The organism is Sinomonas sp. P47F7 (assembly GCF_049332655.1).
GTDB lineage: Bacteria > Actinomycetota > Actinomycetes > Actinomycetales > Micrococcaceae > Sinomonas.
The window spans coordinates 2,406,535-2,419,730 of record NZ_CP186327.1 but is presented as its reverse complement, the minus strand read 5'-3'; the positions used below and the strand labels follow the sequence as shown (position 1 = coordinate 2,419,730).

Annotated in this window: 9 protein-coding genes; 7 read left to right on the top strand and 2 right to left on the bottom strand. The window is 70.7% G+C overall.

The genetic code is table 11. The features are described 5' to 3' along the window. Positions 1-49: 49 nt before the first annotated feature. A complete protein-coding gene (locus ACOKR1_RS11305) occupies positions 50-1,063 on the bottom strand; it encodes a sugar-binding transcriptional regulator (protein WP_422933174.1) in 1,014 nt (337 codons plus the stop codon). Positions 1,064-1,162: 99 nt separating this feature from the next. Between ACOKR1_RS11305 and ACOKR1_RS11300 the strand changes: the two genes are divergently transcribed. From ACOKR1_RS11300 to holA, 7 genes are all read left to right on the top strand, one after another. Next, positions 1,163-2,935, top strand: coding sequence for a glycerol-3-phosphate dehydrogenase/oxidase (locus ACOKR1_RS11300; protein ID WP_422933173.1), 1,773 nt, complete (start codon positions 1,163-1,165; stop codon positions 2,933-2,935). Between the two features lie 63 nt (positions 2,936-2,998). Then, entirely contained in the window at positions 2,999-4,531 is a 1,533-nt protein-coding gene (gene glpK / locus ACOKR1_RS11295) for a glycerol kinase GlpK (RefSeq protein WP_422933172.1), read from the top strand. Positions 4,532-4,735: 204 nt separating this feature from the next. Then, positions 4,736-7,255 (top strand): leucine--tRNA ligase, encoded by a 2,520-nt coding sequence (gene leuS / locus ACOKR1_RS11290; RefSeq protein ID WP_422933171.1) that lies wholly within the window; start codon positions 4,736-4,738, stop codon positions 7,253-7,255. A 19-nt stretch (positions 7,256-7,274) separates the two neighbouring features. After that, a complete protein-coding gene (locus ACOKR1_RS11285) occupies positions 7,275-8,249 on the top strand; it encodes a DegV family protein (RefSeq protein WP_422933170.1) in 975 nt (324 codons plus the stop codon). A gap of 91 nt (positions 8,250-8,340) precedes the next feature. Beyond that, positions 8,341-9,123 carry a helix-hairpin-helix domain-containing protein gene (locus ACOKR1_RS11280; RefSeq protein ID WP_422933169.1) on the top strand — a complete coding sequence of 261 codons (783 nt, stop codon included), beginning with the start codon at positions 8,341-8,343 and terminating at the stop codon, positions 9,121-9,123. 86 nt (positions 9,124-9,209) lie between these two features. Further along, the gene (locus ACOKR1_RS11275; protein ID WP_422933168.1) at positions 9,210-11,003 is read left to right on the top strand and encodes a ComEC/Rec2 family competence protein; all 1,794 of its coding nucleotides are present in this window, start codon (positions 9,210-9,212) and stop codon (positions 11,001-11,003) included. A gap of 28 nt (positions 11,004-11,031) precedes the next feature. Next, on the top strand, positions 11,032-12,057 hold the full coding sequence (gene holA, locus ACOKR1_RS11270) for a DNA polymerase III subunit delta (protein ID WP_422936613.1): 1,026 nt from the start codon (positions 11,032-11,034) through the stop codon (positions 12,055-12,057). 49 nt (positions 12,058-12,106) lie between these two features. Here the strand turns inward: holA and ACOKR1_RS11265 are convergent, their stop codons facing one another. Continuing rightward, positions 12,107-13,189, bottom strand: a complete 1,083-nt coding sequence (locus ACOKR1_RS11265; protein ID WP_422933167.1) for a fatty acid desaturase family protein — start codon at positions 13,187-13,189, stop codon at positions 12,107-12,109. Positions 13,190-13,196: the final 7 nt, after the last annotated feature.

Below are 13,196 nucleotides of genomic sequence, written 5' to 3'. Positions count from 1 at the left end.
CGCGAGCGGTCATGCCTCCGACTCTACCGGGCGGCGCCGCGCCCGCGAGTCAGGTCTCGAGCGCGAGGAGCACGCGGACTGTCGCCTCGTCGGCCACGAGCTCCGTGACCAGACGCGCGTTGAGGGCCCCGCGCAGGCTCCGCGCCTTCGCGGGCCCGGAGACGACGCAGAAGCGATGCTCGATCGATCTCATGAGGCGGTGCGAGGGTCCGGTCGCGCGGTCATTGAGCGCGATCCCGTTTGAGCTCCCGTCCTCGCGGAAGAAGACGGTCGCGATGTCTCCGGCCACGCGCTCGGCCGCGAGGCTCGCGACGTCGGCCGCGTCGAGATAGGAGCCCGAGTACACGTGGCTCGGCACGTCCGCGTAGACGGAGCCGACGCCGAACACCGCGAGCTTCATGCGGGCCTGGAGATCCAAGACGCGGCGCACGCTCCGCTCGCGCCACATGAGCCGCTTCGTCTCCGCGCGGTCGAAGAACGCGGGCACGGGGAACTCCTCGACCGCGGCGTCGTACGCGGCCCCGAAGCGGCGCACGATCTCGCTCGCGTAGCCGAGCCCCATCGTCTGGGTGTTTGCGGCGCCGTTGAGCTGCACGACCGTGCTGCCATGGGTCGACTTCCGGTTGAGATAGCGGCTCATGGCGGTGAGCGTCGAGCCCCACGCCACCCCCAGCACCATGTCCGATCCGACGAACGGCGTGAGCGTGCGCGCCGCGTACATCGCGACGCGGTCGAGCATCTCTGCCTCATTGAGATTCGCGGCATGCGGCACGATGTGCGCGCGGACGCCGTAGCGGCGGGCCACGGCCGCCTCGAGCTCCACGGACGAATCGAGCGGATCCGAGACCTGGATCTGCACGAGGCCCGTCTCGCGTGCGAAGGTCAGGAGCCGGGACACGGTGGAGCGCGAGGTCTGCAGCTCGCGGGCGATCGCGTCCATCGTGAAGTCCTGCAGGTAGTAGAGGCGCGCGGCCAGGAGGGCGTCCCGGTCCTTGCGGGCGATGGGAGAGTGTGCGGAAATCGAATCGTCGGGCCGGTCGCGCCGGGCATCTGACGGTGTCATGGAAACCATATTTGCACGTATGTGCACAGCCCTTGAACTTACTTCTCAAGCCTCCGAAGAATGGACGGTGACCCCACCGCAACGATTCAAGGAGGACGCGTGGCCCAGCACCACGACTCCGGCACCCACGAGCCCGATCAGAGCATCCCGTCGGCCGGCGCGCCCCGCGCAACCGTCACCGCCCTCCGCGACCGCCCGAACGCGCAGGTCCTCATCATCGGCGGCGGGATCAACGGCGTCGCGACGTTCCGGGACCTCGCGCTCCAAGGGATCGATGTGGCCCTCGTCGAACGCGGCGACTACTGCCAGGGCGCGTCCGGAGCTTCCTCGCACATGATCCACGGCGGGATCCGCTATCTCGAGAACGGCGAGTTCCGCCTCGTCCACGAGTCGGTCGTCGAGCGCAATCGCCTCCTGCGCATCGCGCCCCACTACGTCAAGCCCCTGCAGACAACGATCCCGATCTTCAGCACGTTCTCGGGGCTCCTCAACGCACCGCTCCGCCTCCTTGCCCACCGCAAGGGCAAGCCGCACGCGCGGGGCGCGCTGCTCATCAAGCTCGGTCTCTCGTTGTACGACACGTTTTCGCGCGAGGGCGGGGCGGTGCCCCGGCATCGCTTCGTGGGGCGCGGGCGGGCCCTCGCGGACCTTCCGCAGCTGCGGCCCGACGTCAAGTACACCGCGACGTACTTCGACGCCTCGGTGCACAATCCGGAGCGGCTCACGCTCGATGTGCTCCGAGACGGGCTGGACGCCGGCGCCGAGGCGGGAGGCACCCGGGCGCGGGCAGCCAACTACGTCAGCGCTGTCGCGACGGACGACGGCGCGGTGCGGCTCCGCGACGAGCTCGCCGGTGAGGAATTCGCCTTCTCTGCGGGCGTCGTCGTCAATTGCACGGGCGCGTGGACCGACGAGACCAACGCCGCCCTCGGCTCAGGCACCCACTTCATGGGCGGCACCAAGGGCTCACACATCGTCCTTGACGCTCCGGAACTGCTCGAGGCCTGCGCGGGGCGCGAGATCTTCTTCGAGCACACCGACGGTCGCATCGTCCTCATCTACCCGATCGGGGACAGGGTCCTCGTGGGCACGACAGACATCGACGCGGCGGGCGACCTCGATCCAGTGTGCACGGACGGAGAAATCGAGTACTTCTTCGACCTCATGCGCCACGTCTTCCCGGGCGTTCGGGTGGGCCGCGAGCAGATCGTGTATACGTTCTCCGGGGTCCGGCCCCTTCCGCGGCACAGCGACACGGCCCCGGGATTCGTGTCCCGCGACTATCGGATCGAGCGCGCCGGCGGAACGGGCGGCAAGCCCGTGCGGCTGAGTCTCGTGGGCGGCAAGTGGACCACGTTCCGCGCGCTGTCGGAGCAGCTCGCGAACCGCGTTCTCGGCGAACTCGGTGCGCCGCGCCGCATCAACACGGAGGAGCTCGCGATCGGCGGCGGGGCGGGGTTCCCCAACGACCCCGCGGGGCGCGAGGAATGGCTCAAGGCCCACCTCAGCCCCGGCATCGACGCGGCCCGCGCCGAGGTCCTCCTCGAGCGCTACGGCACGCGGGCCGCAGACGTCATCGCGTTCCTCCGCGACGGCGAAGACAGCCTGCTCAGGAGCACCCACGAATTGAGCGACCGCGAGCTCGCCTATCTCGCCCGCCACGAGCAGATTGGCCACGCCGTCGACGTGCTCATCCGCCGGACGTCGCTCGCGTTCCGGGGGCTCGTGACCCGCGAGCTCGTCTGGGAGGTCGCGTCGGCGCTCGCGCCCCACCTTGGCTGGGACGGGGGCCGGGTCGCGGCTGAGGCCGAGCACGCGCTGCGCACGCTCGCGGCGTCACACCGCGTTGACGCCGATCAACTGGTTGGCTGAAGCCCCGAGCGGCTGACGCCCCGGTATCGTACCCACAGCGCATCCATTCCGAAGGAGCAGTGAATGTCTGAGCCGGCCCCGAGCACCCGCTACGTCCTCGCGATCGACCAGGGGACCACGAGCACGCGCGCGATCGTGTTCGACCATGGGGGCTCGATCGTCTCGACCGGCCAGCTCGAGCACGAGCAGATCTTCCCGCAGGCCGGCTGGGTCGAGCACGATCCCCTCGAGATCTGGGACAACACGCGCAAGGTCATGGCTGAGGCGCTCGCCGCGTCTCGGCTCACGAGGGACGAGATCTGCGCGGTGGGGATCACGAATCAGCGCGAGACCGCCGTCGTGTGGGACAAGACCACGGGCGAGCCCGTCTACAACGCGATCGTCTGGCAGGACACCCGAACGCAAGCCATCGTCGACGCGCTCGCGGCGGAGGGCGGCGTCGAACGCTTCAAGGCCACGGTGGGCCTCCCGCTCGCTACGTACTTCTCGGGCACGAAGATCGCGTGGATCCTCGACCACGTCGAGGGCGCGCGCGAGCGCGCCGAGGCGGGCGAGCTCCTGTTCGGCAACACCGACGCCTGGATCCTGTGGAACCTCACGGGCGGGACCGACGGCGGGGTGCACGTCACGGACGTCACGAACGCGTCCCGCACCTTGTTCATGGACCTCGAGACACTCGCATGGGATCAGGGCATCCTCGACGCGTTCGGGGTCCCCGCGTCGATGCTGCCCGAGATCCGCTCGTCGTCCGAGGTCTACGGGACGGTGCACGGTTCCCTGCCGCTCGCGGGGGTGCCGGTTGCGGGCATCCTCGGCGACCAGCAGGCCGCGACCTTCGGCCAGGCCGCATTCGCCGAGGGCGAGGCGAAGAACACGTACGGCACGGGGTGCTTCCTCATCTTCAACACGGGGGAGCAGATCGTTCACTCGAAGAACGGCCTGCTCACGACCGTCGGCTACCGGCTCGGAGACGCGGCGCCGCACTACGCCCTCGAGGGTTCGATCGCCGTCACGGGATCGCTCATCCAGTGGCTGCGCGACAACCTCGGCCTCATCGAGTCCGCGCCCCAGATCGAGAATCTCGCGCTCTCGGTCGAGGACAACGGCGGCGTCTACATCGTGCCCGCGTTCTCAGGTCTCTTCGCACCGTATTGGCGCGCCGACGCGCGCGGGGCCATCGTGGGCCTGACCCGCTTCGTCAACAAGGGCCACCTCGCCCGCGCCGCACTCGAGGCGACCGCGTTCCAGACCCGCGAGGTGCTCGACGCGGTCAACGCGGAGTCGGGGGTCCCGCTGAGCGAGCTCAAGGTCGACGGCGGCATGGTCGCCAACGACGCGCTCATGCAGTTCCAGGCGGACATCCTCGGCGTCGACGTCGTGCGCCCGAAGGTCATCGAGACGACGGCGCTGGGCGCCGCGTACGCCGCGGGCCTCGCGGTCGGCTTCTGGCAGGACCTCGGCGAGCTCTCCGCGAACTGGGGCGAGGGGCGGCGCTGGTCCCCGGCGATGGACTCGGCCGAGCGGGACCGCCAGCTGCGCCTGTGGAAGAAGGCCGTCACGAAGTCGATGGACTGGGTCGACGACGACGTGCGCTAGGCCCGGCCCCGCGCGTCGCCTGCGCTGGCGGTGCCTGCGCTAGGATATTGCGTATGCATGGTGTCCTCCTCCTTTCCTAGCCGCTCGTCAAAGAGCGGCAGCCCCTCCCTGTGAGGGGCTTTTGTGTGTCAGGAGGCAGGTGCCTGCAGGCGAGGCGGACGCCGCGGCGTCCGCGAGGGGAAACAGACAGTGGAGAGAAGCACGGTGAGCGAAGAGCAGGGCGCGGAGCAGACGACTGCAAGCGTGGCGGAGTCCGCCTACAGCTTTGCCGCAATCGAGGCCAAGTGGCCGTCGGTGTGGGACGAGCTCGGCGTCTTCATGCCCCACGACGACGGGAGCCGCCCGCGCCGCTATGTCCTCGACATGTTCCCGTACCCCTCGGGGGACCTCCACATGGGCCACGCCGAGGCGTTCGCGATGGGCGACGTCGTGGCCCGCTACTGGCGCCTCAAAGGCTTCGATGTGCTCCACCCGATCGGCTGGGACTCGTTCGGCCTCCCCGCGGAAAACGCCGCGATCAAGCGCAACGCGCATCCCGCCGAGTGGACGTACGCCAACATCGAGACGCAGGCCGCGTCCTTCAAGCGCTACGCCCTGAGCCTCGACTGGTCGCGCCGCCTGCAAACCTCTGACCCCGACTACTACCGCTGGACCCAGTGGCTGTTCCTGCGGTTCTACGAGCGCGGGCTCGCCTACCGGAAGAACCACCCGGTCAACTGGTGTCCCAAGGACCAGACCGTGCTCGCGAACGAGCAGGTGGTCAACGGCGTGTGCGACCGTTGCGGCACGCCGGTCACGAAGAAGGCCCTCAACCAGTGGTACTTCAAGATCACTGACTACGCCGACCGCCTGCTCGACGACATGACCGAGCTCGAGGGCCACTGGCCGGAGCGCGTCCTGGCAATGCAGCGCAACTGGATCGGTCGCTCCGAGGGCGCGCACGTCGACTTCGTGATCGAGGCGACGGACGCAGACGGCGCCCGGCCCGAGCGCAAGGTCACCGTCTTCACGACGCGCCCGGACACGCTCTACGGGGCGACGTTCTTCGTCGTCGCCGCGGACGCCGACCTCGCCGGCGAGCTCGTCGCACCCGCGCAGGCCGGGGCGCTCGCCGAGTACCAGGACCGGGTCAAGGCGCTGTCCGAGATCGAGCGGCAGAACACCGACCGTGAGAAGACCGGCGTGTTCCTGGGCCGCTACGCCGTCAACCCCCTGAGCGGCGAGCGCCTCCCGGTCTGGGCCGCCGACTACGTCCTCGCCGACTACGGCACTGGCGCGATCATGGCCGTCCCGGCGCACGATCAGCGCGACCTCGACTTCGCGCGCGCGTTCGGGCTGTCCGTCCGGCCTGTGCTCGAGACGGGTGAGGAGGATCCCGCGGAGACCGGCGTCGCGACCTCCGGCGAGGGCACCATCGTGAACTCTGGTCCGCTCGACGGGCTGTCGAAGGCCGAGGGCATCGCGAAGGCGATCGAGATCGTCGAGGCCGCGGGGACCGGCTCTGGCACGGTCAACTACCGCCTCCGCGACTGGCTCCTGTCGCGGCAGCGCTTCTGGGGCGCGCCGATCCCGATCATCCACTGCGAGACGTGCGGCGAGGTGCCCGTGCCGGACAGCGAGCTCCCCGTCCGGCTCCCCGACGATCTGCGCGGTGAGCAGCTCGCCCCTAAGGGCACGTCGCCCCTCGCGGCGGCCGAGCATTGGGTCAACGTCGCGTGCCCCTCGTGCGCGGGGCCGGCGAAGCGGGACACCGACACGATGGATACGTTCGTGGACTCCTCGTGGTACTACCTGCGTTACCTCTCGCCCGAGTACACAGAGGGCCCGTTCGACCCGGACGCGGCAAAGCGATGGATGCCCGTCGCGCAGTATGTGGGCGGCGTGGAGCATGCGATCCTGCACCTGCTCTACAGCCGGTTCTTCACGAAGGTCATGAAGGACATGGGGCTCGTCGACTTCGACGAGCCGTTCGCGTCCCTCATGAACCAGGGCCAGGTGCTCAACGGCGGCAAGGCCATGAGCAAGTCGCTGGGCAACGGCGTGGACCTCGGCGAACAGCTCGACCAGTTCGGCGTCGACGCGGTGCGCCTCACCATGGTCTTCGCGTCGCCGCCCGAGGACGACGTCGACTGGGCGGACGTCTCGCCTGCAGGCTCGGCGAAGTTCCTCGCCCGTGCGTGGCGTCTGGGCCAGGACGTGACGAGCGACCCCGGCGTTGATCCGGCGGCGGGCGACCGGGCCCTGCGCTCCGTGACGCATCGGACGCTCGCCGACGCGTCCGAGCTCGTTGAGGCGCACAAGTTCAACGTCGTCGTCGCGAAGGTTATGGAGCTCGTCAACGCGACCCGCAAGTCGATCGACAACGGCCCCGGCGGATCCGATCCGGCCGTGCGCGAGGCCGTCGAGGCCGTCGCGATCATCCTGAGCCTCGTCGCGCCGTACACGGCCGAGGATCTCTGGGCCACGCTCGGCCACGAGCCGTCGGTCGCGAACGCGGCGTGGCCCGCCCACGATCCGTCGCTGCTCGTCGAGGAGACGGTAACCGCCGTCGTCCAGGTTCAGGGCAAGGTGCGCGACAGGCTCGACGTCGCCCCTGACATCGCCGAGGACGCCCTCCGCGAGCTGGCCCTGGCGTCGCCGAACGTGCAGCGCGTCCTGGACGGCCGGGGCATCCGCACGGTCATCGTGCGGGCGCCGAAGCTCGTGAACATCGTCCCCGCGTAGCGTTGGGCGGGCCTCGGGCGTGACAGAGCGTTCAGCGGTGGGCTGGCTGAGGAACCGCTTCACCGCGGAGCGCCTCAACCGCCTTCTGCCGGTTCCCCGGGGAGCCGACGCGCCGTCGGTTCGGACCGCGATCGTGACCGACAGCGCCGCGGGCCTGCTGCCGGAGTGGACCGAACCAGCCGAGGCGCGCGGCTGGTTCGCCGTTGTGCCGCTCTCGATCATGGCGGGCGACGAGATCTTCTCTGATGGCCCGGAGGCCGTCGCCGCGCTCGGCATCGCCCTGGCCGCGGGTCGGCCGGTCAGGACGTCGCGCCCGGCCCCTGGCCTCTTCGAGCGCGTGTACCGCGAGCTTGCGCAGGCCGGCTACGGGGGCATCGTCTCCATTCATCTGTCGGGGGCGCTCTCGGGCACGGCCGACGCGGCGCGGCTCGCCGCCGATCGGGTCGGCGTCCCCGTCCACGTGGTCGACACGCGCAGCGCGGGGCTCGCCGAGGGCTTCGCCGTTCAGGCGGCCGCGGCGGCCGCGGCGGCAGGCGACGACGCCGACGGCGTCCTCGCGGCCCTCCGCGGCGCGCTCGAGGGGGCCGAGGTGCGCTTCTTCCTCCCGAGCCTCGAGCAGCTCCGGCGCGGCGGGCGGATCGGTGCGGCGGCGTCATGGGTCGGCACCGTGCTGTCGATCAAGCCGCTCCTCGCGATCCGTGACGGACAGATCGTTCCGATCGAGCGCATCCGCACGAGTGCCCGGGCCCTCCCGCGGCTCCGCGAGCTGTCCGTTGCCGACGCTCGGCGCCGTCTCAGCCCGCGGCTCGCCGTACACTACTTCGGCAACCGCGGCGAAGCGGACGAGCTCGCGCGCGAGCTCTCGGACGAGCTCGGCGGCGACGCCGACGTGACGGTCTCGCCTCTTCCGGCCGTCCTGGCGGCGCACACCGGTCTCGGCGTCCTCGCCATCGTCGTTTCGGGGGCGCCCCTCACGGGCGCTGAGGGGCCGTGACTGGTCCTCCACAGAGCGGTTTCGGCGAGCTCGCCCACATGCAGCTTGAGGGCACTGCCGGTCTCGTCGCGCGCGTGCGAATGTGGAAGCCATGGGACGCCGAGCTCGCACCGCGCAGTCGATCCAGCGCTGGGATCGCTATACGGGCCTGCTCGATCTAGGACCGCCCGGCGAGGCTGACGAGGATCTCGGCGTCAATTCGTCGCACGACGCGGAGCAGGGCCCCCGGCGCCGGTGGGCGCTCTCGGCGGGCCTCGCCGCGCTCGTCGTCACGCTGTTGGGGGCGTGCGCAGGGATCTGGTGGTGGTCGGTCGCGTCGGATCGCCCCAGCGTGCGATCCGTCGACGATTCCGATCCGCTCCCTTCGGCGGACGGGGGAGCGGGGGCGACGACGTCCGGCGCGCGCTCGCCGGGAACGGACGACGGCGCGCGGCCGCTCGTCGTCCACGTCACCGGTGCCGTGGCGTCGCCGGGGGTATATCGCCTCCCGGAGGGCACCCGAGTGCACGAAGCGATCGCGGCAGCGGGCGGCCCAGCGCCCGGCGCCGAGCCGGATCGGCTCAACCTTGCCGCGACGCTCGTGGATGGGGCCCGCCTCGTCGTCCCGCGGAACGGCGAACCGGTCGAGGACGCTGGGCCTGCTCCGGGCTCGAGCCCATCGGCGGGACGCGGCAGTCCCTCCACAAAAGTCAATGTGAACCGCGCGAGCGCTGACGAACTCTCGGGGCTTCCTCGCGTTGGCCCTGTCCTCGCTCAGCGCATCGTCGACTACCGGACGCAGCACGGACGGTTCGCGAGCGTGGACGCCCTCGACGCCGTGCCGGGAATCGGCCCCCGAATGCTCGACTCGCTGCGGCTCCTCGTGACGGTATGAGCGGGGACGATATGGGAGAGCAGGATCGAGGCCGGGACGGCGGTCCAGCCGACCACGGCGCCGGCCGCGGCGCCCAGCCTGACAGAGTGTCCAGCAAGTCATGGCGGCGGTACGCCGACTCCGCGACGGTCGCGGCCCGAATCGCGGCCCAGCCGGTCGGCGGCCGGACGCCCTCACCGACAAACCGGCGCGTTGAGCGGCTTCTCGCTTGGCGTGCGCAGCGACAGGCGAACCGAGCGGCCGAGGCGCGCCCGGCCCCGCGCCCGTGGCGGGACCTTCGTCTCGTGCCGCTTGCCGCGGCGGTCTGGACGGGAGCAGTGTGGGCCCCGCTCGGCCTCAGCCTCGGCCTCGCCGCGGAGTCGACGGCTCTCGTCGCTGCCCTCGTCGGCCTCGGGATGCTGGCACTCGCCGTAGCCTGGTCGGCGTTCCGAACCGATGTCGGGAGGCGTGCCGTCATGCTGCTCGCCGTGGCGGTGGTCGCCGGCTGGGGCGTTGGGTATGCCGCGGCGTCGGCCCGGATCGCTCACGACGCCGCCGGTCCCGTCGGCGCACTCCTCGCAGAAGGAGGGGCCACGACCGCCGTCCTCGAGATCCTCGCCGAGCCACATCGACAACGGCCCGCCGGGCAGCGCCCGAGCTGGCAGGGTCCGGGCTGGCAGGGACCCGGTAGCGAGGGGAGCGCAGAGAAGCGCTACGTGGCCAACGCGCGGCTCCTCGAGGCTACGCGCGACGGTCAGCGCTTTTCGGCCTCTGTGCGCGTCATCGTGACGGGCAGCGAGTCTCTCGCGCGGGTCAAGGTCGGCGACGTCGTTGCGGCGCCCGCGAAGGTCCGGTCGGCGACGCCCGGTGACGAGCCGTTCGTTTCCCTCGTGGGGGCGCCGAGGCAGGTCCGCTGGGCTGGCTCTGCTGCTGGCCCAGCCGAGGCTCGGGAAGCGTTGAGGCGGCACGCGGCGTGGCTCCCCACAGACGCTGCGGGACTTGTTCCAGCCCTCGCGACGGGCGATCGGAGCGCGCTCGAGCCGCGGCTCGAGGAGGATATGCGGGCCGCCGGACTCGGACATTTGACCGCCGTAAGTGGCGCCAATTTCGCGATCGTGCTCGGATGCGCCGCCATCGTCCTGCGGCTCGCGCGGTGTCCTCGATGGGGCGTGGTCGCTGGGTGCGCGCTCACGCTCGTCGCGTTCGTCGGCGTCGTCGGTCTCGAGCCGAGCGTGCTCCGCGCCGCCGCGATGGGCACGGTTGCGCTGGTCGCGCTCGCGACAGGCAGGGCCGGCGCAAGCTGTTCGGCCCTGTGCGCGGCGGTTGTCGTCATTCTCCTTGCCGACCCCGCGCTCGCCCTGAGTCTCGGCTTCCTTCTTTCCGTGCTCGCCACTCTGGGGATCGCGTCGGTGGCGCCCCGCCTGGCCGCGGCGCTCGGCGCGTACCTCCCGGAATGGCTCTCGCTCGCCATCGCGGTTCCGCTCTCGGCCCAGCTCCTGTGCGGCCCCGCCCTCGTGCTGGTGCAGCCGCAGTTTCAGACCTGGTCGCTCCTTGCCAACATCGTCGCGGCGCCGCTCGTTCCGATCATCACTGTCGCGTCGACCCTCGCCCTCGCGGCGGGGTCGGTCGCGCCTCCTGTGGCCTGGTTCGCCCTCGCTGTCGCGGGCCCTCCTGCCGAGCTCCTTGCGGCCGTCGCGCACACGACCGCGGCCCTCCCGGGGGCGGGCCTGCCGTGGCCCGAGGGACCACTGGGGGCGATCGCGATGGCGCTGCTCTCCGCCTTCACCGGTGCGGCGCTTCTGGCGGCGGGCGATCCGCGGGTTCGGCGCGGCGCCGGGGCGCTCACGGATGCGGCGCTGCGCTTGGCGACCGGCCGCCCACGTGGCAAGGTGGACGGGTGAATCAGACGGCGCGCAGGTCGGTACGGTGATGGCGGCACGGTCCGGTGCGGGGGCGCGCGAGCCTCGCTCGAGCGCCGCGAACACGGTCGATTTCCGGAACGCATCCCCGGCACCGGTCCTGCTCATCGCAGGCCCCGAGGACTACCTCGCCGCGCGTGCCCTCGACCGGATCCGCAGGGAGGCCAGGTCCGTCGATCCGGGCCTCGAGGTCACGCGACTCGAGGCGGCCTCGTACGGCGCGGGCGAGCTCCTCCTCGCTGCGTCGCCGTCGCTCTTCGGGGAGTGCAAACTCATTGAGGCTCACGGCCTGGAATCGATGAATGAGGACTTCCTCAAGGACGTTCTCGCCTACGTAGCCTCGCCGGACCCCGACATCGTGCTGGTGCTGCGGCACGGGGGCGGGACGCGCGGCAAGAAACTCCTCGACGCTCTTAAGGCCTCCGGCGCGCCCGTCGTCGACTGCCAGCCGCTCAAGAGGGACGCCGACAAGGCAGCGTTCGTCGCGGCCGAGTTCAAGGGCTCGGGCCGGCGCATCGAACGGGACGCCGTGGACGCCCTCGTCGCGGCCGTGGGGAGCAGCCTCGCCGAGCTCGGTGCGGCGTGCAGCCAATTGCAGCTCGACGCGACGTCGACCGTGGACGTGGCCACCGTGGAGAAGTACTTCGGGGGCCGCGTCGAGGCGACTGCCTTCAAGGTCGCGGACGCCGCGCTCTCGGGGCGAAGCGCTCAGGCGCTCTCGGCGTTTCGGCACGCGATCGAGACAGGCGTCGACCCCGTGCCGATCGTGGCCGCTATCGCCTCGAAGCTGCGCACGCTCGCGAAAGTTGCCGGGGAGCAGGGATCGGCGCAGAGCATCGCTCGCTCGCTCGGCATGCAGCCCTGGCTCGTCGAGCAGGCTCAGCGGGACATCCGCGGGTGGACGCCGAAGAGCCTCGCTGCCGCGATCCGCGCCGTCGCAGAGGCCGACGCCGAGGTGAAGGGCCTCGCGCGGGACCCGGGCTACGCCGTCGAACGCGCCCTCGCCGTGGTGAGCGCCTCGGCCCGCGCCCGCTGAAGCGATCTGCGCACGGCCCAGGACAGCCGGGACCGATCGCGAGGGCAGCCTAGCTCGGTCGGTGCTGGCCGGCGAGCGGGCATTCGAAGACCGAGCCGAGGCCGTGGCCGACGGCGTTGAGGTATCGGACGATGATCGCGTAGGACGCGAACAGCGTCGTGGCCGTGTAGGGGATCCCGCGTCCGCTGCAGTGCCGACGGACCAGCTTCTCCGCGTGCCGGAGGGCGGGGCGGGGCATGGTGGGGAACAGGTGGTGCTCTATCTGGTGGTTGAGCCCGCCCATGAGCAGGTCCATGAGTGCTCCCCCGGTGATGTTGCGCGAGGCCAGGACCTGCCTCGTGAGGAAGTCCGCCTTTGACGATGTCGGGAAGATTTTCATTCCCTTGTGGTTCGGTGCGAAAGTGGCCCCCATGTACAGGCCGAAGACGGCCTGCTGCACGCCGATGAACGCCGCGGCGATTCCTGGGGGCAGGAGCCAGAACGCAAGCGCCGGCACGGCGAGCACCCGGGCGGCAAGGATGGCGACCTCCACGCCGCGGCGTTTTACGGGCGTGCGGCGGAGGAGGAACCTGAAGGAATCGACCTGTAGGGCCACGCCCAGGAAGGGCAGAAAGAGGAAGAGCAGGTAGCCCTGGCGTCGGGTGAAGACGCCGAGCCATCGGGGCCGCGCGGCGGCCACCGCGTCGTGGAAGGCGATCATGCCCGGCTTGATGTCCGGGTCCTTGCCGATCTCGTTCGGGTTGGAGTGGTGGCGCGAGTGCTTCTGCTGCCACATGGCATAGCTGATGCCGGTGAAGCCGTTGCCGACGAGGCGGGCGGACCATTCGTTGACTGGCCAGGAGGAGAAGATCTGGCTGTGCGCGGCTTCATGAGCCAGAAATCCGAACTGTGTCGTCAGGATCCCGATCCCGGCAGCGATCAGCAGCTGGTACCACGTTGGGCCGAGGAGCGCGAATCCGGTCCACGCTGCGCCCCAGGCCGCGAGGAGTACAGCGAACAACGTGATGTAGTAGCCCCGCCGTCGATCGAGGAGGCCGCTCGTCCGGACTTCTTTCTGCAGCGCCAGATAGCTGTTGACAACGGCGTTCGGGCGAGCCGCCCGCCCGCTGCTGCTGGTGCTCGCGTTGATCATGGTCCCT